Annotated in this window: 20 protein-coding genes; 13 read left to right on the forward strand and 7 right to left on the reverse strand. The window is 68.3% G+C overall.

Translation table 11 applies throughout. From position 1 onward, the window contains the following. The first annotated feature begins 6 nt into the window (after nucleotides 1-6). Together AAN986_RS09275 and AAN986_RS09280 are read left to right on the forward strand one after the other, a co-directional pair. Nucleotides 7-1,092 carry an ABC transporter ATP-binding protein gene (locus AAN986_RS09275; protein ID WP_170962126.1) on the forward strand — a complete coding sequence of 362 codons (1,086 nt, stop codon included), beginning with the start codon at nucleotides 7-9 and terminating at the stop codon, nucleotides 1,090-1,092. A gap of 83 nt (nucleotides 1,093-1,175) precedes the next feature. Beyond that, nucleotides 1,176-2,087, forward strand: a complete 912-nt coding sequence (locus AAN986_RS09280) for a LysR family transcriptional regulator (protein WP_016449232.1) — start codon at nucleotides 1,176-1,178, stop codon at nucleotides 2,085-2,087. On the opposite strand, the gene AAN986_RS09285 is transcribed toward AAN986_RS09280, so the two are convergent. Beyond that, nucleotides 2,060-2,707 carry a TetR/AcrR family transcriptional regulator gene (locus AAN986_RS09285; RefSeq protein WP_047218409.1) on the reverse strand — a complete coding sequence of 216 codons (648 nt, stop codon included), beginning with the start codon at nucleotides 2,705-2,707 and terminating at the stop codon, nucleotides 2,060-2,062. The genes AAN986_RS09280 and AAN986_RS09285 overlap by 28 nt on opposite strands. Before the next feature lie 320 nt (nucleotides 2,708-3,027). Here AAN986_RS09285 and AAN986_RS09290 point away from each other — a divergent pair, with 320 nt between their 5' ends. The 3 genes from AAN986_RS09290 (at nucleotide 3,028) to AAN986_RS09300 (ending at nucleotide 6,734) form a co-directional block, all read left to right on the forward strand. Next, nucleotides 3,028-4,452: an amino acid permease gene (locus tag AAN986_RS09290; RefSeq protein ID WP_047218410.1), complete on the forward strand. Its 1,425-nt coding sequence runs from the start codon at nucleotides 3,028-3,030 to the stop codon at nucleotides 4,450-4,452. 21 nt (nucleotides 4,453-4,473) lie between these two features. Then, on the forward strand, nucleotides 4,474-5,568 hold the full coding sequence (hppD, locus tag AAN986_RS09295) for a 4-hydroxyphenylpyruvate dioxygenase (RefSeq protein ID WP_047218411.1): 1,095 nt from the start codon (nucleotides 4,474-4,476) through the stop codon (nucleotides 5,566-5,568). A 104-nt stretch (nucleotides 5,569-5,672) separates the two neighbouring features. Further along, nucleotides 5,673-6,734 (forward strand): aldo/keto reductase, encoded by a 1,062-nt coding sequence (locus AAN986_RS09300; protein ID WP_043790114.1) that lies wholly within the window; start codon nucleotides 5,673-5,675, stop codon nucleotides 6,732-6,734. A 37-nt stretch (nucleotides 6,735-6,771) separates the two neighbouring features. On the opposite strand, the gene AAN986_RS09305 is transcribed toward AAN986_RS09300, so the two are convergent. From AAN986_RS09305 to AAN986_RS09315, 3 genes are read right to left on the reverse strand one after another with little or no spacing between them, the layout of a single operon-like run. Further along, nucleotides 6,772-7,416, reverse strand: a complete 645-nt coding sequence (locus AAN986_RS09305) for a hypothetical protein (protein ID WP_047218412.1) — start codon at nucleotides 7,414-7,416, stop codon at nucleotides 6,772-6,774. Continuing rightward, nucleotides 7,413-7,628: a helix-turn-helix transcriptional regulator gene (locus AAN986_RS09310; protein ID WP_013801570.1), complete on the reverse strand. Its 216-nt coding sequence runs from the start codon at nucleotides 7,626-7,628 to the stop codon at nucleotides 7,413-7,415. The genes AAN986_RS09305 and AAN986_RS09310 overlap by 4 nt, the downstream gene beginning before the upstream one ends. Before the next feature lie 2 nt (nucleotides 7,629-7,630). Beyond that, nucleotides 7,631-8,179, reverse strand: a complete 549-nt coding sequence (locus tag AAN986_RS09315) for a DUF2975 domain-containing protein (protein WP_012206590.1) — start codon at nucleotides 8,177-8,179, stop codon at nucleotides 7,631-7,633. A 57-nt stretch (nucleotides 8,180-8,236) separates the two neighbouring features. Here AAN986_RS09315 and ybaK point away from each other — a divergent pair, with 57 nt between their 5' ends. From ybaK to AAN986_RS09350, 7 genes are all read left to right on the forward strand, one after another. Continuing rightward, the gene (ybaK, locus tag AAN986_RS09320; RefSeq protein ID WP_012206589.1) at nucleotides 8,237-8,731 is read left to right on the forward strand and encodes a Cys-tRNA(Pro) deacylase; all 495 of its coding nucleotides are present in this window, start codon (nucleotides 8,237-8,239) and stop codon (nucleotides 8,729-8,731) included. 168 nt (nucleotides 8,732-8,899) lie between these two features. Further along, the gene (gene plsY, locus AAN986_RS09325; RefSeq protein ID WP_016451416.1) at nucleotides 8,900-9,580 is read left to right on the forward strand and encodes a glycerol-3-phosphate 1-O-acyltransferase PlsY; all 681 of its coding nucleotides are present in this window, start codon (nucleotides 8,900-8,902) and stop codon (nucleotides 9,578-9,580) included. A 98-nt stretch (nucleotides 9,581-9,678) separates the two neighbouring features. Then, a complete protein-coding gene (locus tag AAN986_RS09330; RefSeq protein ID WP_349335613.1) occupies nucleotides 9,679-11,211 on the forward strand; it encodes a DUF4178 domain-containing protein in 1,533 nt (510 codons plus the stop codon). A gap of 18 nt (nucleotides 11,212-11,229) precedes the next feature. Beyond that, complete coding sequence (locus AAN986_RS09335) at nucleotides 11,230-11,448, forward strand: DUF350 domain-containing protein (RefSeq protein ID WP_016449242.1); 219 nt, start codon at nucleotides 11,230-11,232, stop codon at nucleotides 11,446-11,448. Between the two features lie 187 nt (nucleotides 11,449-11,635). After that, complete coding sequence (locus AAN986_RS09340) at nucleotides 11,636-13,795, forward strand: TonB-dependent siderophore receptor (protein WP_047218414.1); 2,160 nt, start codon at nucleotides 11,636-11,638, stop codon at nucleotides 13,793-13,795. Between the two features lie 87 nt (nucleotides 13,796-13,882). Beyond that, complete coding sequence (locus AAN986_RS09345) at nucleotides 13,883-15,427, forward strand: polyamine aminopropyltransferase (protein ID WP_047218415.1); 1,545 nt, start codon at nucleotides 13,883-13,885, stop codon at nucleotides 15,425-15,427. Next, complete coding sequence (locus AAN986_RS09350) at nucleotides 15,406-17,166, forward strand: NAD(P)-binding protein (protein ID WP_047218416.1); 1,761 nt, start codon at nucleotides 15,406-15,408, stop codon at nucleotides 17,164-17,166. Before AAN986_RS09345 ends, AAN986_RS09350 begins: the two co-directional genes overlap by 22 nt. A gap of 45 nt (nucleotides 17,167-17,211) precedes the next feature. On the opposite strand, the gene AAN986_RS09355 is transcribed toward AAN986_RS09350, so the two are convergent. From AAN986_RS09355 to AAN986_RS09365, 3 genes are read right to left on the reverse strand one after another with little or no spacing between them, the layout of a single operon-like run. Beyond that, nucleotides 17,212-18,201 carry an HD domain-containing phosphohydrolase gene (locus tag AAN986_RS09355; RefSeq protein ID WP_047218417.1) on the reverse strand — a complete coding sequence of 330 codons (990 nt, stop codon included), beginning with the start codon at nucleotides 18,199-18,201 and terminating at the stop codon, nucleotides 17,212-17,214. 40 nt (nucleotides 18,202-18,241) lie between these two features. Then, a complete protein-coding gene (locus tag AAN986_RS09360) occupies nucleotides 18,242-18,907 on the reverse strand; it encodes a retropepsin-like aspartic protease (RefSeq protein WP_016451421.1) in 666 nt (221 codons plus the stop codon). A 36-nt stretch (nucleotides 18,908-18,943) separates the two neighbouring features. Further along, nucleotides 18,944-19,429, reverse strand: coding sequence for a YajQ family cyclic di-GMP-binding protein (locus tag AAN986_RS09365; protein WP_012206580.1), 486 nt, complete (start codon nucleotides 19,427-19,429; stop codon nucleotides 18,944-18,946). A gap of 104 nt (nucleotides 19,430-19,533) precedes the next feature. On the opposite strand from AAN986_RS09365, the gene murB reads away from it, so the two are divergent. Further along, on the forward strand, nucleotides 19,534-20,634 hold the full coding sequence (gene murB / locus AAN986_RS09370) for a UDP-N-acetylmuramate dehydrogenase (protein WP_016449248.1): 1,101 nt from the start codon (nucleotides 19,534-19,536) through the stop codon (nucleotides 20,632-20,634). The last annotated feature ends 53 nt before the right edge of the window (nucleotides 20,635-20,687 follow it).

Below are 20,687 nucleotides of genomic sequence, written 5' to 3' on the forward strand. Positions count from 1 at the left end.
ATGCACCTGGACCCTGTCTCCCTCGAATGCAGGCACATCAGCCTGAGCTACGGCAGCAACGAAGTGCTGCGCGACGTCAACCTCAAGATCGAGCCCGGCGAGTTCTTCGCGCTGCTGGGGCCTTCGGGCTCGGGCAAGTCCACGCTGCTGCGGCTGATCGCGGGCTTCAACCGGCACCAGCGCGGCGAGCTGCTGGTGGGCGGGCAGGACATCACGGGCGTGCCGCCGCATGCGCGCAACATCGGCATGGTGTTCCAGAACTACGCGCTGTGGCCGCACATGACGGTGTACGACAACGTGGCCTTCGGCCTGGTCGAGCGCCGCGAAAGCCGCGACACCATCCGCCGCAAGGTGGGCGAGGTGCTGGAGCTGGTGGGCCTGTCGCAGTACGCGCAGCGCCGCCCGGGCCAGCTGTCGGGCGGGCAGCAGCAGCGCGTGGCGCTGGCGCGCACCGTGGTGATCGCGCCCAAGCTGCTGCTGCTGGACGAGCCGCTGTCCAACCTCGACAAGCAGCTGCGCGTGCAGATGCGCGAGGAACTGCGCAGCCTGCAGCGCAAGCTGGGCCTGACCACCATCTTCGTCACCCACGACCAGGAAGAGGCCATGACCACGGCCGACCGCATGGCCGTGCTGGACAAGGGCGTGCTGCAGCAGGTGGGCTCGGCGGCTGGGCTGTACGACTATCCGGCCAACCGCTTCGTGGCGGGCTTTGTCGGCACGGCCAATGTGCTGGAGGGCGAGGTGCTGCCGACGATAGGCGAGTCGCTGGTCTTCAAGGTGCCGGGCCTGGGCACGCTGACTCTGCCGCGCCCGGCCCAGCCGCCCGTGCCGGGGCGCGCGGCGCTGGCCTTCCGGCCGCACCAGGTGCAGATTGCGGTGCGCGACGATGCGGGCGATGCCTCGCGCGTGTGGGTGGAAGGGCAGATCGAGAGCGCCGAATTCCTGGGCGAGTTCTCGCGCTACCGCGTGCGCGTGGGCGAGGTGGCCGTGGTCGCCGACCAGGCGCACTACGCAGGCATTGCCATGTTCCCCATGGGCATGCCGGTGCGCCTGGGCATCGAGCCCACGCAGCTGCGCTACCTCGATGAGTGAACGATGAGACGGCTAGGGATGTTCCCTGACACCCGGGCCTGCCCGGGCCGCAGGCCCTGGCGCCTGCGCTAGGCTGGCCGCCCATGGAGATGTATCAGCTGCGCGCCTACGTCACGGCGGCCACGCTGGGCAGCGTCACGCGCACGGCCGAGGCCCTGCACCTGACACAGCCCGCCATCACGGCCCAGATCAAGGCGCTGGAGGAAGAGCTGGGCGTGGCGCTGTTCGACCGGCGCCCGGGCCGCATCAGCCTCACGCGGGCCGGCGAGGCCCTGATGGAGCCCGCCCGGCAGGTGCTGGATGCGGCAGGACGCCTGCAGGGCCAGGCCCGCGAGCTGCAGGGCGAGATCACCGGCCAGCTGCTGCTGGGCACGGTGGCCGACCCCGAGGCGCTGCGCCTGGGCTCGCTGCTGCATGGCCTGGTGGAGGCGCTGCCGCTGCTGGACATCAAGACACGCCAGGGCTGGGCCGAGGAGTTGCGCGCGCAGGTCGCGGCCGGCGGCCTGCAGGGCGCGTTCTACATCGGCGCCCACATGCCGCGCGACCTGGGTGCCCTGGTGCTGCAGACACTGCACTACCGCGTGGCGGCGCCGCCCGCGCTGCGCGAGCGCGTCCTGCAATCGGGCTGGAAGGACCTGGCGCAACTGCCCTGGATCGGCGCGCCCGCGCAGCACCATGAGCAGGCCCTGCTGCTGGCGCTGTTCGCCCGCCAGGGGCTGAGCCCCAATCAGATCGTGGAAAGCGATGCCGCCGCCGCGCCCGAGAGCCTGGTGCGCGCCGGCCTGGGCCTGGCGCTGCTGCGCGAGGACCGCGCCCTGGCCGCGGCCGAGCATGGCTGCGTGGCCATCTGGCCGCATGCGCGCGTGTCGGCGCAGCTGGGCTTCATCCACCCGCGCGAGGCCGAGCACGACCCGGCCCTGGTGGCCACGCTGTCGCAGCTGCGCAGGGTCTGGGGACTGACCGAGGTTCAGGCGGCGGCGCCGCCGCCGGCCTGAGGGGTGCCTGCCTGGACGATGGCCTCGACCAGCGCATCAAGGCTGCCCTGGCGTTCCTGCTCGCCCACCTCGAACAGCTCCAGCACGCCGGTGCCGCGCAGGATGGCGAAGGCCATGGCCGCAAAGCCCTGGGGGCGGGGATGGTGGGCCGCGATCTCGGGGAAGACGTCCAGGAAGCGGGTGTAGAACACGCTGTCCACATGTACCCGGCGCGCGTCCACGCGGTCGAACAGCGAGGGGGAGGCCTTGCAGCCGAAGAACATGCTCCAGGCCGCCTGGTAGTTGGCCGCACCGAAGATGTTGTCCCAGGCCAGGGTGACGAAGGTCTGTGCACGCTCGCGCAGGGGCAGGGCCTTGTCGGGCCAGACCGTGCCCTGGTCGCTCAGCGGCTCCATGACCTCGATGACCAGCCGCTCCATCAGCGCATCGCGGCTCTCGAAGTGGTGCTGCAGCGCGCCCAGCGACACATCGGCGCCGCGCGCGATGGCCTGCAGCGTGGCGCTCTTGAAGCCGCCCTCGCGCAGCAGCGCCAGGGCGGAGTCGATGATCTTGCGTTGCGTTGTCTCCACACGCTCGGTCTGCGGCGTGCGTGCGCGCCGCTGCGTGGCGGACGTCGTCATGTTCTGGGCTCCAGAGGGCAAAAAAATAATAGTAGATTGTTTTTGTTTGTTGCGGGCGTTCAACCGTTGCCGGAGTGCGGCATGGCGGGCGGCAATGCGTCGATGGCCTTCGCTACTCCTTCTTTTTGGGCTTGTCCATAGGGATAAATTACAAGAAATAATAATTTATTGTTTTTTATAGTTGATACCCATCAACAAGGGGCGCACAAGGCCCCGCATTCCAACAGGCACCCCACGAGGAGACATTGCCGTGAAGACCACCGAAGTGTTCCAACCCCTGCGCCGCCGCGCGCCTTGCTGAGAGTCGGAGCACCCCCTTGATGCACAGTTCTTCTTCGCAGGGCCATCTGGAGCGCAGGCTCAAGAACCGCCATATCCAGCTCATCGCGCTGGGCGGCACCATCGGCACGGGCCTGTTCCTGGGCTCGGCCGGCATCATCGAGCTGGCCGGCCCGTCCGTGCTGCTCGGCTACGCCATTGGCGGGCTGATCATCTTTTTCATCATGCGTTTCCTGGGCGAGATGCTGGTCGAGGAGCCCAACGCGGGCTCGTTCAGCTATTTCGCCAACCGCTACCTGGGCCGCTTCGCGGGCTTTCTTGCGGGCTGGAACTGTGTGGCGCTGTATGTGCTGGTGGGCATGCTGGAGCTGACGGCCGCAGGCAAGTTCATCCAGTTCTGGTGGCCCGGCATACCCACCTGGGTGACGGCGGCGGTGTTCTTCGTGCTGATCAACGGCGTGAACTTCATCAACGTCAAGGCCTATGGCGAGTTCGAGTTCTGGTTCGCGCTGATCAAGATCGTGGCCGTGATGGCCATGATCGGCGCAGGCCTGTATTTGCTGTTCAGCGCCGACCGGCCCGAGCAGACCGTGCGCAACCTGTGGACGCACGGCGGCTTCTTCCCCAACGGCTTCTCAGGCCTGGTGATGGCCTTCGCCTTCATCATGTTCGCCTTCGGTGGCGTGGAGATGCTGGGCTTCGCGGCGGCCGAGACCGACCAGCCGCGCACCGTCATCCCCAAGGCCGTGAACCAGCTGATCTATCGCGTGCTGGTGTTCTACATCGGCTCCATGGCCGTGCTGATGTCGCTGATGCCCTGGACCGACCTGCTGGGCCAGCTCAAGGCCGGCGGCGACACCTACAGCAGCAGCCCCTTCGTGCTGGTGTTCTCGGGCCTGGGCGAGAACACGGCCGCCCACCTGCTGAACTTCGTGATCCTCACGGCCACGCTGTCGGTCTACAACAGCATGGTCTACAGCAACAGCCGCCTGCTGTACGGCATGGCCAGCGAAGGCAATGCGCCGCGCTCGCTGATGCAGGTCAACCGCCGCGGCGTGCCGGTGCGGGCCATCGTCTATCCGGCCATCTTCACGGCGCTGGCCATCGTGCTGAACTATGTGGCGCCGGCCGGCGTGCTGGAGTTGCTGATGTCGCTGATCGTGGCAGCCCTGGTGATCACCTGGACCATCATCATCGTGGCGCACTGGCGCTTTCGCCGGGCGCATGTGGCGCGCAAGACCGTGCTGGGCTTTCCCGCACCTGCCGCGCCGCTGACCAATGCCATCTGCCTGGCTGCCATGGCCCTGGTGGTGGGCGTGATGCTGCTGACACCGTCGGTGCGGTCCTCCGCGCTGGCCATTCCGATCTGGGTCCTGGTGGTCTACGGGGCCTATCGCCTCGTGTTCCGCCAACGTCCCACGCCTGTGCTGGAATCCGTACTGGAACCCGCGCACATCCCCCGTTGAAACCTTCAAGGAGAACCAACCATGGCAGACCTGTTCGACAACCCGATGGGCCTGATGGGCTTCGAATTCGTGGAATTCGCGTCGCCCGCGCCCGGCGTGCTGGAGCCGCTGTTCGAGAAGCTGGGCTTCACCCTGGTGGCCAAGCACCGTTCCAAGAACGTGCTGCTGTACCGCCAGGGAGGCATCAACTTCATCATCAACAATGAGCCGGGGCAGGCCGCCTATTTCGCGGCCGAGCACGGCGCCTCGGCCTGCGGCCTGGCCTTCCGCGTCAAGGACGCGCACCAGGCCTACAAGCGCGCGCTGGAACTGGGCGCCCAGCCGGTGGAGATCCCCACGGGTCCCATGGAGCTGCGCCTGCCGGCCATCAAGGGCATCGGCGGCGCGCCGCTGTACCTGATCGACCGCTTCGACGAAGGCAAGTCCATCTACGACATCGACTTCGAGTTCCTGCCCGGCGTGGACCGCAACCCCAAGGGCCACGGCTTCCAGGTGGTGGACCACCTGACGCACAACGTCTACCGCGGCCGCATGACCTACTGGGCGGACTTCTACAGCAAGCTGTTCAATTTCCGCGAGATCCGTTACTTCGACATCTCGGGCGAGTACACCGGCCTGGCCTCCAAGGCCATGACGGCGCCCGACGGCCTGATCCGCATCCCGCTGAACGAGGAATCGCGCCAGGGCGGCGGCCAGATCGAGGAGTTCCTCATGCAGTTCAACGGAGAGGGCATCCAGCACATCGCGCTGCTGACGGACAACCTGCTGGACTCCATCGACCAGCTGCAGATGGCCGGCATTCCGCTGCTGACCGCGCCCAACGACATCTACTACCAGAACCTGGAAGGCCGCCTGCCCGGCCACGGCCAGCCCGTGGGCGAGCTGCAGGCGCGCGGCATCCTGCTGGACGGCACGACCGAGGGCGGCCAGCCGCGCCTGCTGCTGCAGATCTTCTCCCAGCCCATGCTGGGCCCCGTGTTCTTCGAGTTCATCGAGCGCAAGGGCAACTACCGCGAGGGCTTCGGCGAAGGCAATTTCAAGGCCCTGTTCGAGTCCATGGAGCGCGACCAGATCAACCGCGGCGTGCTGCAGACCGAGGCACCGCAGGGCGCCTGATCCCGACGGACGCAACGCGCCCGCCCGGCCCTGGCCGGGTGGGCGCGCTGTCGTCAGGGTAAACACGGGCGGCCCTACACTCGGTGCCCATGAATTCCCCCTCGATGCAACCGGTGGCGCTCGGTCAAAGCGCATTGCAAGTCAGCCCCATCTGCCTGGGCACCATGACGTTCGGCGAGCAGGTCGGCGAGGCCGAGGCCTTTGCCATCATGGACCGCGCGCTGGAGCGCGGCGTGGACTTCTTCGACACGGCCGAGATGTATGCCGTGCCCGCACGCGCCGAAACCTGCGGCGCCACCGAAACCATCATCGGCCGCTGGTTCGCCCAGCGCCCTGGCGCGCGCGCCAGGGTCGTGCTGGCCACCAAGGTGGCCGGTCCTTCGCGGGGCATGCCCTGGGTGCGCGAGGGCAAGGGCATGACGGCGGCCGACATCGCCGCCTCCTGCGAAGGCAGCCTGCGCCGCCTGGGCACGGACGTGATCGACCTCTACCAGATCCACTGGCCCGAGCGCAACGTGCCGGCCTTCGGCCAGCTGTACTACGACCCGTCCAAGGAAAGCTCGCAGACCGGCATCCATGAGCAGCTCGAGGCGCTGGGCCGCCTGGTCCGTGAAGGCAAGGTGCGCCACATCGGCCTGTCCAACGAAACGCCCTGGGGCGTGCACGAATTCGTGCGCCTGGCCGAGCAGCACGGCCTGCCGCGCGTGGCCTCGGTGCAGAACGCCTACTGCCTGCTCAACCGCAGCTGGGAAAACGGCATGGATGAAAGCTGCCACCGCCTGGGTGTCTCGCTGCTGGCCTATTCGCCGCTGGCCTTCGGCCTGCTCACGGGCAAGTTCGACGTGCATGCGCCCACCGATCCCGCTGCGCCGCAGGCCGCACGCATTGCGCGCTACGAGTCCGTGCGCAAGCAGCGCTGGGGCCGGCCCGAAGCCCTGGCCGCCGCGCGCCGCTACAACGCGCTGGCGCGCGAGCATGGCATGACGCCCACGCAGCTGGCGCTGGCGTTTTGCTACACCAAGTGGCAGGTGGCCAGCACCATCATCGGCGTGACCTCGGTGGCCCAGCTCGATGAGGACCTGAACGCCTGGGGCACCCAACTGTCGCCCGAACTGCTGTCGGCCATCGACGCCATCCGCTGGGAAGTGCGCGACCCCGCGCAATAGGCCTCGGCCCTGCGCAATAGGCCTAGGCTCTGCGCCTTCAGCGGCTGCACTCGCCTTGGAGCGCAGCGGCCGCCAGCATGGGCAGGCTCAGCAGGCCCATGCCGCCGCCCTTGAACTCGCCCTTCATGCAGTCGCCCTGGGCGGCCTCGCGCATGCCGCTGGCCAGCGGGTCCTCGCGCTGCGCAGGGATCTGGGGCCTGACCAGGCCTTGCCGGGCCGCCGACTGCACGGCCTCGCGGCCTGCGGCCGAGTCCAGCAGGCGGCCCATGGCCCTGGCGCTGCGCGCGGCGTCCGGAGCGGCCTCGGTGTCGGCGAGCACAGGCGCTTGCGCGGCGGCTGTCGCGGCCTGCTCCGTGGCCTTTGCAGCCCCTGCGCTTTGCATTGAAGGCGGTGCGACGGCGGCGGTGTCCGGCCGTCGCGTAGGCGGGGACGCGGGCGCGGGCGCGGGCGCCGGTCCGGGCCGGGCAGCCGCTGGAGCAGGAGAGGGGGCCGGCGTTGGCGTCGGCATCGGCATCGGCATCGGCATCGGCGCCTCGACCCAGACCACCTGAAGGCGGTGCGCCTCGGCCTGCCCGGTGCCGGGCCGCGCAATGTCCGGGGCCAGACCCTGCCACAGCAGCGCCCCATGCAGCAGCAGCGACAGCAGCAGGCCCGCGATCAGCCGCAGCCGTCCGCTGCTCAAGCCTCGGGCCCTGCCACCCATTCCAGCAGGTCGCCGGGCTGGCACTGGAGCGCCTCGCAGATGCGCTCCAGCGTGTCGAAGCGCACGCCGCGCACCTTGCCGCTCTTGAGCAGGGAAATATTCTGTTCGGTGATGCCGACCATCTCGGCCAGTTCGCGCGAGCGCATCTTGCGGCGCGCCAGCATCACATCGAGGTGGACGATGATGGGCATGCTCAGACGAATCCCGCGTTCTCGTCGGCGATGCGCCGCGCCTGCAGCATCACATGGGCGATGGAGACCAGCACCACGCCGAGCAGGACCAGCAGGCCATCGTGCCAGTACAGGCCCAGCGTGACGAAGCGCTGCCCTGGCGGATTGCCCATGCTGGCCGCCACCGACATCAGCGCGCGCGTGAAGGGCAGGGCCAGCGCGCCCGCCAGCACCGTCCAGGCAAAGCGCATCAGGGCGTGCTGCGCCTGCTGGCCGAAGACCCGGCCCTGCAGGTACTCGCCGAACAGTGTCCACAACTGGCGCAGCGCATACAGGCCGCAGCCCACGGGCAGCAGGCTGACCAGTGCGGTGCGCCAGCGCGCAGCCATGTCCAGCGGCTGGCCGGGCGGCATGCCCAGCAGGCCTTCCGCCTGGCCCGAAAGATCTTGCGGCGACAGCAGGGCGGCTGCCGGCAGGGCCAGCAGCGCGACGGCACCGAGCGCAATCAGGATGCGCGCCGCCTGGGAGTGGCGCCTCAGGGTGTTGCCCGCGGCGTGGGGCGTATAGTTCATGGCACAGCCTTGTATTGATGAATCGATAAAAAATTATTGTAAAACGATAAAAAATTCATGTCCAAGAAAAACTCTCATGTCAGCGAGACACCGGCCACGCAGCTGCTGCGCGCCCACAAGGTGGAGTTCACCGAGCACCCCTATGAGTACCTGGAACACGGCGGCACCGAGCACAGCGCGGCCAGCCTCGGCCTGGACGAGCACATGGTGGTCAAGACCCTGGTGATGCAGGACCAGGACGCCAGGCCGCTGATCGTGCTCATGCATGGCGACTGCAAGGTCTCCACCAAGAACCTGGCGCGGCAGATCGGCGCCAAGAGCGTGGAGCCCTGCAAGCCCGAAGTCGCCAACCGCCACAGCGGCTACCTGGTCGGCGGCACCTCGCCCTTCGGCACGCGCCGCGACATGCCGGTCTATATCGAAGAGAGCATCCTGGCGCTGCCGCGCATCGCCATCAACGGCGGGCGCCGGGGCTTTCTGGTGCAGCTGGACCCGCAGGTCTGCGTGCAGCTGCTGGATGCACGGCCCGTGCACTGCGCGCTGGCAGAATAGATGCCCTGAAGAAATGAACATGACTTGCGCACACGGGAAGGCGGCCACCGTCTCCACCGGGTTCGCGCAGGTCCTGATGAAAAACATGTGTCGGCGATCAGGGAGGGCGGGCCATCATGGCCGGCCGGATCGCGCGCCGGCGCTCCACAGACCGGCCAAGGACTTCAATTGAACGCGCTCTACCCCCTTCTCGCCACCGTGGCGGCCTACCTGATCGGCTCGCTGTCGTTCGCCGTCATCGTCAGCCGGGCCATGGGCCTGAATGATCCGCGTACCTATGGCAGCGGCAACCCCGGCGCCACCAATGTGCTGCGCTCCGGCAGCAAGGCGGCAGCGGCCGTCACCCTGCTGCTGGACGCCGCCAAGGGCTGGCTGCCCGTGGCCCTGGTGCAATGGTTCGGCAGCCGCTTCGGCATGGGCGACGGCACGGTGGCCATGGTGGCGCTGGCTGCTTTCCTGGGCCACCTGTACCCGGTGTTCTTCCGCTTCAAGGGCGGCAAGGGCGTGGCCACGGCCCTGGGCGTGCTGCTGGGCATCAGCGTCTGGCTGGGCCTGGCGGTGGCGCTGACCTGGCTGATCATTGCCGTGTTCTTCCGCTATTCCTCGCTGGCGGCCCTGGTGGCCTCCGTGTTCGCCCCCGTCTACTACCTGCTGTGCAGTGGCGTGGTCTGGTATGCCGAGACACCGATTGCCGCCGCCATCGTCGCCATGGCGGCCCTGCTGATCTGGCGCCACCGCGAGAACATCCAGCGCCTGATGGCCGGCAAGGAATCCAGGCTGGGCAGCAAGAAGGCCGACCCGGCAGCCGCCGCGGCCAAGCCCGGCACGGCCAAAGGCAAGCCGCATTGACCGTCGCCGCCGCGCTGCGCACCACGGGCGCAGCTTGCGTGCGGGGCGTGGCCGGCCGGTCACGCTCCAGGCCCTCTCTTCACTGACGACTCTCTCACATGGCATCCAGTCCATCGCAGCGCGTGTACCGCGCACCATGCCCCGGCTGCGGCGCGCCCGTGGAATTTGCCAGCGCCCAGGCCAGCTATGCCGTCTGCGAGTTCTGCCGCAGCACCGTGGTGCGCCAGGGCGATGTGCTGCAGCGCCGTGGCTCCATGGCCGAGGTCTTCGAGGACTACAGCCCCCTGCGCATCGGCGCCACGGGCCAGATGCTGCGCAACGGCAAGCCCGAGCACTTCACCCTGGTCGGGCGGCTGCAGCTCAAGAGCGAGGCGGGCGCCTGGAGCGAATGGGTGGCCGCGTTCAGCGATGGCGCGCTGGGCTTCCTGAGCGAGGACAACGGCCAGTTCGTCTGGTCCTGGCCCTGGGAGGCCGAGGCCCTGCGCAACGGGCCGTTCAAGGCCTCCGACTGGCTGCTGGGCTCGCAGCGCGTGCTGGGTGGCAAGAGCTTCACGGTCAGCAGCGTGCAGAACGCGCGGCTGGTATCGGCCCAGGGCGAGCTGGCGCAGCTGCCCGAGCCCGGCACGCCGTACCGGCTGGTGGAGCTGCGCAGCGAGCAGGGCCAGGTCCTGTCCGTGGACTTCTCGTCCCAGCCGCCTGCGCTGAGCCTGGGCGAACGCGTGGTGCTGGACGACCTCAGGCTGCAGGGCCTGCGCGACGGCGCCTCGCTCAAGGGTGAGCAGGGCCGGCACTTCAACTGCCCCAAGTGCGGCGCCGTGGTGCCCGTGCGCTTCACCACCACCAAGAGCCTGAGCTGCCCCAGTTGCGGATCGCTGGTGGACCTGAGCCAGGGCATTGGCAAGGAACTGTCCTATGCCGAACAGAACGAGCCCGTGCGCCCCGCCATCCCCCTGGGCAGCAAGGGCGCATTGGAAGGCCTGCAATGGCAGGTGGTGGGCTTTCAGCACCGCATGGGCGAGGAGGCCGGCGACGACGAGAGCTTTGGCTGGGAGGAATACCTGCTGTTCAGCCAGAAGGCCGGCTTCGCCTTCCTGGTCGATTCCTCCGATGGCTGGAGCATGGCCCGCGTGACCACGGGCGTGCCCAAGCTCTCCAAGAACCGCAGCACGGCCAAGTACATGGGCCGGCAGTACCAGCTTGAATCGCGCTACACGGCCGAGACCACCTATGCGCTGGGCGAGTTCTACTGGCCCGTGCAGCGCGGCCAGACCACGCGCAATGTGGACTATGTGAGCGCAGGCGCGCAGAACAAGGCCTTTCTGGCCAGCGAGACCGAGAACGGCGAGACCACCTGGTCGCATGGCAGCGCCGTCTCGGCCACCACGCTGGCCACGGCCTTCGGCCTCAAGCAGCTGCGGGACCGCTCGCAGGTCGGCGTGATGTCGGGCAGCCGCTTCGGCCTGTGGACCATCGTCATCGGGCTGCTCATCCTCTGGCTGGTGTTCGTCACCTTGCGCGGCTGCGCATCGCGCCCCAACTGCGACCCCAATACCGACGCCAACTGCAACAGCTACACCCGCAGCAGCGGCGGCTCCTGGGGTGGCTACACCTCGGGCGGCAGCCACAAGTAAACAACGGAGAAACTGATCATGAACTTCGACTGGCTCAACCCCGCCGCCTTCTTCGGCTCGATCCTCTATGCGCTGGTGGGCGTGGTGGTGTTCTGGCTGTGCTTCTTCATCATCGACAAGATCACACCCGTGGACATGTGGGCCGAGATCGTCGAGAAGCACAACAAGGCGCTGGCCATGGTGGTGGCCGCCATGTGCCTGGGCATCAGCATCATCGTCGCTGCCGCCATCCACTGAACGGGGCCGCCTGGCCCCCGCATTCCCCATCTCCTGCCGACACGCAGCCCGCCTGAAAAGGTGCGGCTGCGCTGCGCATGGCGGCGTTGCTGCGTCGCAACAAATTCCTTGTTGATAGTGAGTTTGCAAATGATATTCGTTTGCATTCTAAATAAAATCGCCCCCTTCATTCGAAGAGAGGGTTTCCATGACAGACCATCAAGCTGCCCGCAGGGCAAGGCTTTCAGTGGGTGTGACCGCTGGCATCATCACCACCGCGCTGGCGGGGGCGGTCCTTGCCCAGGAGGCCGCCCCAGCCGTTCCAGCCGATCCGGCCCAGGCACAGACGCAGACGCAGACGCATCCTCAACAGGCCCACACCCTGCCCACGCTGCAGGTCAACGCCTCCCAGTACGACCCTGACGATGTGCGGCCCGAAGGCGTGACCACGGCGACCAAGACCTACCTGGCGCCCAAGGACATCCCGCAGACCATCGACACGCTGGAGGTCAACAAGTACAAGAGCTACGGCATCAACGACCTGGCCACCATGCTGGACGGCGTTCCCGGCGTGAACACCAGCTACGACATGCGCGGCGAAGGCGTGTACATCCGAGGCTTCAAGGCCGACGAGAGCGACATCTACCGCGACGGCGTGCGCGAGAGCGGCCAGGTACGCCGCAGCACCGCCAATGTGGAGCGCATCGAGATCCTCAAGGGCCCGGCCTCGGTGCTCTATGGCCGCAGCGCAGGCGGCGGCGTGGTCAACATGGTGAGCAAGCAGGCGCGCTTCGACGCCAAGAGCAGCATCACGCTGCGCGGCGGCTCCTGGGACAACGTGGGCGGCACCATCGACATCAACCGCGTGCTCAACGAGAACGTGGCCGTGCGACTGACGGCCGATCGCGAGCAGGCCCACAGCTTCCGCGAAGGCATACGCAACCGCAACGAGATGGTCTCGCCCAGCATCCTGGTGGACTCGCGCACGGGCTGGCGCTGGACCGGCCAGTACACCTATGACAACGTCTGGCGCGTGCCCGATCGCGGTCCGGTCTACGACCAGCTGCCGGCCGGTGTCTCCATCCGCAAGGGCTTTGCGGCGCCGGGCGACTATGTGGAAGACCGCCTGCGCGTGCTGCGCTCCGACCTGTCCTACGACTTCAACAACCGCTGGAGTCTGCGCTGGGTGGCCAGCAAGCGCGAGGCCAGCCAGGATTTCGACCACTACTTCGCCGGCACCTACCGTGCCGCCACCGGCAAGATCACGCCCAACTACGCCTGGCAGCAGACCCGCAACACCACGCTGTCCAACACGCTGGACCTGACGGGCAAGTTCAGCACGGGCAGCATCCGGCACGATCTGCTGGTGGGCCTGGAGGCCAGCGAGGAAGAGCGCGCGCCGCGCGTCGGCCAGCCCGGCAGCACCTTCTCCTACGATCCGTTCCAGCCCATCGTCTGGCCCAGCCGTCCGGTGCAGGGCAAGCCGACCCAGGACAACTATCACAAGGGCAAGGGCCAGGCGCTGTACATGCAGGACCTGGTCAGCCTGACCGAGCAGTGGAAGCTGCTGCTGGGCCTGCGCTACGACAGCTACGACTTCCAGAGCACCAACAGGATCGCCAATCTCACGCGCAAGACCGACGGCAACGGCTTCAGCCCGCGCGTGGGCGTGGTGTGGCAGCCGGTGCGTGAGCACAGCTTCTATGCGTCCTGGAACAAGAGCTACTCGCCCTATGGCGGTCGCGGCATCCTGTCCGTGGAAACCGCTGTCGGCGCGGTGCCGGACGACGAGCCCCAGTACTCGCGCCAGTCCGAGGTCGGCGTCAAGAGCGACTGGCTCGGCGGCGCGCTGTCCACCCAGGTCTCCGTCTACCAGCTGGAGAAGTACAACATCCGCTACCGTCCCGATCCCGAGAACGATCCCTACACCTGGGCCATCCGGGGCAAGGACCGTTCGCGCGGCATCGAGTTCAGCGCGGCGGGCCGCGTGGCCAGTTCCTGGTATGTGCGCGGCGGCGTGGCCTTCATGGAGGCCAAGGTGGCTGAAGACGCGCAAAACCCCGCCAACGTGGGCCTGTACCTGCGTGACACGGCCAAGCGCAACGGCAACCTGTTCCTGCGCTATGCGCCCAAGGGACCCTGGTATGGCGAAGTCGGCGTGACCTACACGGGCAGCCGCTTCACCAACGCCGCCAACACGGCCATCCTGCCCGGCTACTCGCGCTGGGATGCGCTGGTGGGCTGGCGCCAGGACGCCTGGACCGTGACCGTGGCCCTGTCCAACCTGTTCGACAAGCAGTACTGGCGCTCCGGCTCCATGCCGGGCGCACCGCGCAGCGTGCTGGTCAGCGCCAACTACCAGTTCTGACGGAACCCCCAGGAGGCGCGCGGCGCCTTCTCCCGTTGCACGGCGCCTCTCGCGCACACGGGGGGCGCATCGCGCACAATACCGGCCGTGCAAACCTCAGCCCCTCTTGCCGGCGCGCAGCCGGCGCGTCCCATCGACATCGCCCTGCTGGTCAGCGTCTTCGTGATCGCGGCCTGCGGCCTGCTTTACGAACTGGCTGCAGGTGCGCTGGCTTCCTATCTGCTGGGCGATTCGGTCCTGCAGTTCTCCACCATCATCGGCAGCTACCTGTTCGCCATGGGCATCGGCTCATGGCTTTCGCGCTATTTCGAGGACCATCTGCCCGCGCACTTTCTGCGCATCGAGCTGATGGTGGCCCTGGTCGGCGGCGCGCTGCCGGCCACGCTGTTCATTGCCAATGCCTACGCGCCCGGCGCGTTCCGGTTCCTGCTGTACGGCATGGTGCTGGTGGTGGGAACCCTGGTGGGGCTGGAGATTCCGCTGGTGATGCGCATCCTGAAGCGCAATGTGACGCTCAAGGACCTGGTGTCCCAGGTGCTGACCTTCGACTACCTGGGCGCGCTGGCCGTGTCGCTGGCATTTCCGCTGCTGCTGGTGCCCAAGCTGGGCCTGGTGCGCACGGGGCTGCTGTTCGGCTTCATGAATGCGGCGGTAGCGGTCTGGGCACTGCTGCTGTTTCGCCATGAACTGCGGCGCCCGCGCGCCCATGCCCTGGCCTGCGCGGCCGTGCTGGCCCTGCTGGGCACGGGCATCTGGGGCGCCGACCATCTGACGCGCCTGGCCGACGACCATTTCTACCAGGACCGCATCGTGCTCTCCAGCAGCTCGCCCTACCAGCGCATCGTGGTGACGCAGGGTCGCCAGGGTGCGCGGCTGTACCTCAACGGCAACCTGCAGTTCGCCGAAGGCGACGAGTACCGCTACCACGAGGCCCTGGTCCACCCGGTGATGGCCGCGCATGGCGCGCCCAAGCGCGTGGCCGTGCTGGGCGGCGGCGACGGCATGGCTGTGCGCGAGGTGCTCAAGTACCCCTCGGTGGAGTCGGTCACCCTGGTGGAGCTGGACCCGGCCATGACGGACCTGTTCAAGGACAACGCCATGCTGCGCCGGCTCAACGGCGAAGCGCTCAGCGATGCGCGCGTGCACATCCTCAATACCGATGCCTTCCACTGGCTGCAGCAGGGCGGCGATACCTTCGACGTGGTCATCGTCGATTTCCCCGACCCGACCAATTTCGCCATCGGCAAGCTGTTCACCAACAGCTTCTATGCCTTGCTGGACAAGCGCCTGGCCGCCAGCGGCTACGCCGTGGTGCAGACCACCTCGCCCCTGATCGCACGCAAGAGCTACTGGACCGTGGTGCAGACCATCGAATCCATCGGCCTGCAGGCCACGCCCTACCACGCGCATGTGCCCAGTTTTGGCGAATGGGGCTTCGTCATCGCCAGCCACCGGCCTTGGCGCGAGCCCGATGCCCTGCCTGCGGGCCTGCGCTTTCTGAGCGCGCAGACCATGGCGCTGATGTTCGACTTTCCGCTGGACATGGCGCGCGTTCCGGCCGAGGTCAACCGCCTGTCCAACCAGGTGCTGGTCAACACCTACGAGCGCGAATGGGGCAGGGTGGAGCGTTGAGCACCGGCCTCTCGCCCCTGTGGAGCCGGCGCCAATGGCTGCAGGGCCTGGCCGGCGGCGCGGCCCTGGGCCTGTCCGGCTGCACGCCAACGCCACCGCGGCTTGAGAACCTGCCCGGCGGATTCAGCGGCGTGGCGCTGGAGCGCGGCCATGCCTTGCGCGCTTTCTGGCAGCGATTGGGCCAGGGCCTGGCGCTGCCGGCGCCGGCCGTGGTGCACCGCGCCAAGGTGGTGATTGCCGGTGGCGGCATGGCGGGCCTGGCGGCTGCGCGGGCGCTGGAGCTGTCTGGGGTGCAGGGTGTGGCACTGCTGGACACGCAGCCGGCCATGGGCGGAAACAGCCAGGGCGGCAGCATGTCCGGGCTGGCCTGTCCTTTGGGCGCCCACTATCTGCCCTTGCCTGGCGACGATGCATCCGAGGTCCAGGACTGGCTCGAGGCCCTGGGCCTGCGCCAGCGCCGCGCAGGCCGCTGGCAGTACGACGAGCGCCATCTGTGCCACAGCCCGCAGGAGCGCCTGTTCTGGCAGGGCGCCTGGCATGAGGGCCTGCTGCCCGTCGATGGCGTGGCGCCGCGCACGCTGGAGCAGTACGAACTCTTTGCGCGCAGCGTGGCCCAGGAGATGGACAGGGCGCCCTTTGCCATGCCGTCCATCCGCGTCTGGCAGCGCCAGGGCCGGCTGCCCGCCGCCCATGCCGCGCTGGACGGCCAGACCATGCAGGCCTGGCTGGCCAGCCAGGGCATCGATGATGCGCAGCTGATCTGGTATCTGGAGTACTGCTGCCGCGACGATTTCGGCGCGGGCCTGGCGCGGGTGTCGGCCTGGGCAGGCATTCACTATTTCGCCAGCCGCCACGGCTTCTCGGCCCCGCGCCGCCAGGATGAGCGCACGCCCGAAGACGCGGGTGATGCCGTGCTGACCTGGCCCCAGGGCAATGGCTGGCTGTCGCAGCAACTGGTGGCCGGGCTGGGCTCCACCGACCTGCAGACCGATTGCAGCGTGCTATCCATTGCCGAGAGTGCCGATGGCGTGGAGATCGACGTCTACCACCACGGTCGCCAGCAGCACGAGCGCTGGCTGGCCGCGCGCTGCATCGTGGCCCTGCCCAGCTTCATCGCGGCACGCGTGGTGCGCGATGCGCCGGACTTCCTGCGCGCGGTGGCGGGCCGGCTGGACTGGGCGCCCTGGCTGGTGGCCAACATCCATCTGCAGCGGCCGCTGGCCGACCGGCCCGGCGCCGATCCGGCCTGGGACAACGTGCTCTTTGCCGATCCGAATGCGGGCGGCCTGGGCTACGTGGACGCGGGCCACCAGGGCCTGGACCGGCTCACGCCCCGGCCCACGGTGCTCAGTTACTACCAGGCGCTGGGCGACTGGCCTGACGGGCGCGCCCAACTGCTGGGCCAGCCCTTCGGCTTCTGGCGGGACCGCATCGTCGGCAGCCTGCTCGTCCCCCATCCCGACCTGCTGCACAAGGCCACGCGCATGGAGATCACGCGCTACGGCCACGCCATGGCCATACCCCGTCCCGGTGACCAGCAGCTGCTCAGCCAGGTGGCGCTGCAGTCGCTGCACCGGGGGCGCAGCGCGCTGTGCGCCGGCGAGCGCGTGGCCCTGCTGCCCACGCCGGGCACGCGCCGCCTGTGGTTCGCACATTCCGACTGGGCCGGCTACTCGGTACTGGAGGAGGCCTTCACGCGTGGCCACCATGCGGGCCTGTGGGCTGGCGCGCGGACCTGACACGGGCCGCGGCGCCGGTGTCGCGCGCTTCAGGCGCCAGATCGTTCAGACAGGCCCGGGCATCTGCACCATGCGGTACAGCGACTGGCTGCCGCGTGCGGCCAGCACGCCCAGCTGGGCCAGCGTGCGCGGGTCCAGCTCCAGCGTGATGGCGGCGCGCGCCAGTGCCGAGCGGATGCGGGGGCCGTCCTCGCCTTCATGGATGACGGGCGGATACAGGCTCGCGCCGTCGGCGCCGATCACGCTGGCCACCAGCGGCGGCTGCGGCGGCTCGCCACGGCGCAGCACCACGGCGATATCGCCGTTGTCCAGCCGCACGTAGGTGCCCGGCGGGCACAGGCCCACGGCGCGCACCAGCGCGAAGCCCACCTCGTCGGAGTAGCGCTGCTGCTGGGTGAGTGCGCGCAGCGACTCGGCGGCGCTGCGGCCTTCGCGTGACTTGCGCGGGCTGATCAGGGCGGCGTAGCGGTCCACCGTGCCCAGGATGCGGACCAGCCGCTGCACGGGCGCCAGCGTGGACAGCGGCTGCTGCGGCACGGCCTCGTGGTGGTGGCCCACCAGCTCCAGCCACAGCGCATCGTTGACGAACAGCCGCGTCAGCAGGGCCTGGCTGTGCAGCGGGTGGCGCTGTACGGCCTGCTGCTGGGCGGGGGTCAGCGGCTCGCGCTGCAGCGCCAGTTCGTCCTGCAGCGCGTTCATGCCGATGTTCATGGTCAGTGCGCCATACACCAGGGTGCGGTGTTCGGACTCGTCCAGGCGCAGCTCGCGCGCCAGCACATGGCACAGGCAGGCGCAGACCAGGGCATGGGAGGCGCTGTAGCCCACGGTGGACGAGCAGGCGCGCTGGAACATCAGGTACAGCGCGGCATCGCTGTCGTGGGCGATCAGCTCCTGCAGCCACAGGTCGATCTGCTGCAGCTTGACCAGGAAGCCCTGCACCTGCAGCGGCGCGGACAGCAGCACGGACAGTGCGGCCTCCAGGTCGGACCACAGGCCCAGCAGGTCTTCGTAGGAATCGTCGGGGCGTCGGCTCATCGTTGGCGGGGTGCGGGAAGCGGGGCGCATGCAGGCCGCATCAGCGCCGCTCCAGCACCATCTCGCTGCCCTGGCGGGTCATCTGGACGTGGGCAAGAAAGCTGTTGCCCAGCAGCACATAGGGCATGGGAAGAGGGGCGACCACGGCGTCCACACCGAAGACCTCGACATCGCCCACGCGCACCGAATCCAGCCGCAGGCGCCAGCCCTGGGCATCGCCGTTGGCGGTGCGCATCATCACCGGCTGGCCCTTGAGAAAGGGCAGGCCCATGCGTTCGGCGTCGGACCGGCCGATGGCGACCGAGCTGGCGCCCGTGTCCACCATGTAGACCATGGTCTTGCCATTGATCTGGCCGCGTTCGATGAAGTGCCCCCGGTTGTCGGCCTTGAGCACCACGCGCCGGCCGAGCGCGGGATCGCCCGCCGCCGCGCCCCGGCCGCCCAGGCTGATGGGCGCCTCGCCCAGGCGCAATGTCTGGCGGCGGCCCTTGATTTCCACCTCGGCCGTGTCACCCGATACCTGCAGCACGCGCACGTCCTGCAGGCTTTCGCCCGCCGCCAGCGCGCGCGGCGTGCCGCCGTCTATGACCAGCAAGGCCTTGCTGCCCAGCACGCCGCTGAGCGCCACGGACTGCGCCGTCGCCGATGGTGGAGCCAGCGCGGCCGCTGCGGCCAGGCTCAGAAGTACGGCACGTAGGTGGCGCATGGGGTGGCTTGTGGCGCAGAGGCGGGTGCCAGGCGATCAGTCGCGGAAGTTGTTGAAGGACAGGGGATGGTCGGCCAGGTCCTTGCGGATCAGGGCCATGGCGGCCTGCAGGTCGTCGCGCTTGGCGCCGGTGACGCGCACGGCGTCGCCCTGGATGGCGGCCTGCACCTTGAGCTTGCTGTCCTTGATCAGCTTTTGCAGCTTCTTGCCCAGCTCGGCCTCGATGCCGTTCTTGACCTTGATGGTCTGCTTGAGCTTGTCGCCGCCGATCTTCTGGGCCTTCTGGATGTCCAGGAAGCGCACGTCCACGCTGCGCTTGGTCAGCTTGTTGCGCAGGATGTCCTCGACCTGCTGCAGCTGGAAGTCGGCATCGCCGAACAGCGTGATTTCCTTGTCCTTGAGCTCGATGGCGGCCGAGGTGCCCTTGAAGTCGAAGCGTGTGCCGATTTCCTTGGCGGTGTTCTCCACGGCGTTCTTCACTTCGACGAAGTCGGCTTCGCACACGGTGTCAAAAGAAGGCATGGCAAATATTTCCTGTAAATGTTCTGAAAAAGTACCGCAGCGCGCGGCCGGGCGATGCGGGCGCGGGGCCGGCGGCGCAGGGAGGCGGTGCGACAATCCGGTCGATGTTAGTCGAGAAAAATGTTCCGCTGCAGCATTGCAACAGCTTCGGCATCGCCGCCCGTGCCCACACCCTGGTGCGCGTGCGCAGCGACGAGGACGTGCGCCATTTCCTGGCCGATCCGCTGTGGGGCCGCCAGCCCGTGTTCGTGCTGGGCGGCGGCAGCAATGTGGTGATCACGGGCGACGTCGATCCCGTGGTCCTCAAGATGGAGATAGCGGGCATGCGCCTGCTGCGCGAGACCGATCGCCACTGGATCGTCGAGGCCGGTGCCGGCGAACGCTGGCACGACCTGGTGGCCTGGACCCTGTCGCAGGGCTATGGCGGCCTGGAGAACATGGCGCTGATTCCCGGCACCGTGGGCGCGTCGCCGGTGCAGAACATCGGCGCCTACGGATTGGAGCTGCAGGATCGGTTCGAGTCGCTGGATGCCATCGACCTGGCCACGGGGGAGTCCTTCACGCTGGATGCCGCGCAATGCGCCTTCGGCTACCGCGACTCGGTGTTCAAGCATGCGCCGGCCGAGCCCACGCCCGTGGCGCGTGCGCGCATGAGCGGCGTGCCGCCGCGCGGCATGGGCCTCAAGGGCCGCGCCGTGATCACGCGCGTGCGTCTGGCCCTGCCCAAGGACTGGAAGCCGGGCCTGGGCTACCTGGACCTGCAGCGCCGCCAGGCCGAGGCGGGCGTGGCCGAGCCCACGGCCCGCCAGATCTTCGACTGGGTGTGCGAGATCCGCCGCGCCAAGCTGCCCGATCCGGAGCACATCGGCAACGCGGGCAGCTTCTTCAAGAACCCGACGGTGACGCCCGAGCAGTGTGCCGACATCATTGCGCGCGAGCCCCGCATCGTGCACTACCCCATGGACGACGGCTCCATCAAGCTGGCCGCCGGCTGGCTGATCGATGCCTGCGGCTGGAAGGGCAAGTCCATGGGCCGCGCCGGGGTGTATGACAAGCAGGCCCTGGTGCTGGTCAACCGGGGCGACCGGCACAGCGTGGACAGCAGCGTCACGGGCGGCGAGGTCATGACGCTGGCCGGAGCGATACAGACCAGCGTCTACGAGCGATTCGGCATCCGCCTGGAGCCCGAGCCCGTCGTGGTCTGAGCGGCCTTGGGCGGTCCTTGGGCGGTTCTTGAGGGGCACGGCGGCAAAAAAAC

The organism is Delftia sp. DS1230 (assembly GCF_040112715.1).
Classification (GTDB): Bacteria; Pseudomonadota; Gammaproteobacteria; order Burkholderiales; family Burkholderiaceae_C; genus Comamonas; species Comamonas tsuruhatensis.

What these genes read in the sequence shown, in the direction of transcription:
- AAN986_RS09280 (WP_016449232.1), top strand. Translation starts at nt 1,176, where the DNA reads ATGGAGATGTATCAGCTGCGCGCCTACGTCACGGCGGCCACGCTGGGC.
- AAN986_RS09285 (WP_047218409.1), bottom strand. Translation starts at nt 2,707, where the DNA reads ATGACGACGTCCGCCACGCAGCGGCGCGCACGCACGCCGCAGACCGAG.
- AAN986_RS09290 (WP_047218410.1), top strand. Translation starts at nt 3,028, where the DNA reads ATGCACAGTTCTTCTTCGCAGGGCCATCTGGAGCGCAGGCTCAAGAAC.
- hppD (WP_047218411.1), top strand. Translation starts at nt 4,474, where the DNA reads ATGGCAGACCTGTTCGACAACCCGATGGGCCTGATGGGCTTCGAATTC.
- AAN986_RS09300 (WP_043790114.1), top strand. Translation starts at nt 5,673, where the DNA reads ATGCAACCGGTGGCGCTCGGTCAAAGCGCATTGCAAGTCAGCCCCATC.
- AAN986_RS09310 (WP_013801570.1), bottom strand. Translation starts at nt 7,628, where the DNA reads ATGCCCATCATCGTCCACCTCGATGTGATGCTGGCGCGCCGCAAGATG.
- AAN986_RS09315 (WP_012206590.1), bottom strand. Translation starts at nt 8,179, where the DNA reads ATGAACTATACGCCCCACGCCGCGGGCAACACCCTGAGGCGCCACTCC.
- ybaK (WP_012206589.1), top strand. Translation starts at nt 8,237, where the DNA reads ATGTCCAAGAAAAACTCTCATGTCAGCGAGACACCGGCCACGCAGCTG.
- AAN986_RS09330 (WP_349335613.1), top strand. Translation starts at nt 9,679, where the DNA reads ATGGCATCCAGTCCATCGCAGCGCGTGTACCGCGCACCATGCCCCGGC.
- AAN986_RS09335 (WP_016449242.1), top strand. Translation starts at nt 11,230, where the DNA reads ATGAACTTCGACTGGCTCAACCCCGCCGCCTTCTTCGGCTCGATCCTC.
- AAN986_RS09340 (WP_047218414.1), top strand. Translation starts at nt 11,636, where the DNA reads ATGACAGACCATCAAGCTGCCCGCAGGGCAAGGCTTTCAGTGGGTGTG.
- AAN986_RS09350 (WP_047218416.1), top strand. Translation starts at nt 15,406, where the DNA reads ATGGGGCAGGGTGGAGCGTTGAGCACCGGCCTCTCGCCCCTGTGGAGC.
- AAN986_RS09355 (WP_047218417.1), bottom strand. Translation starts at nt 18,201, where the DNA reads ATGAGCCGACGCCCCGACGATTCCTACGAAGACCTGCTGGGCCTGTGG.
- AAN986_RS09360 (WP_016451421.1), bottom strand. Translation starts at nt 18,907, where the DNA reads ATGCGCCACCTACGTGCCGTACTTCTGAGCCTGGCCGCAGCGGCCGCG.
- AAN986_RS09365 (WP_012206580.1), bottom strand. Translation starts at nt 19,429, where the DNA reads ATGCCTTCTTTTGACACCGTGTGCGAAGCCGACTTCGTCGAAGTGAAG.
- murB (WP_016449248.1), top strand. Translation starts at nt 19,534, where the DNA reads ATGTTAGTCGAGAAAAATGTTCCGCTGCAGCATTGCAACAGCTTCGGC.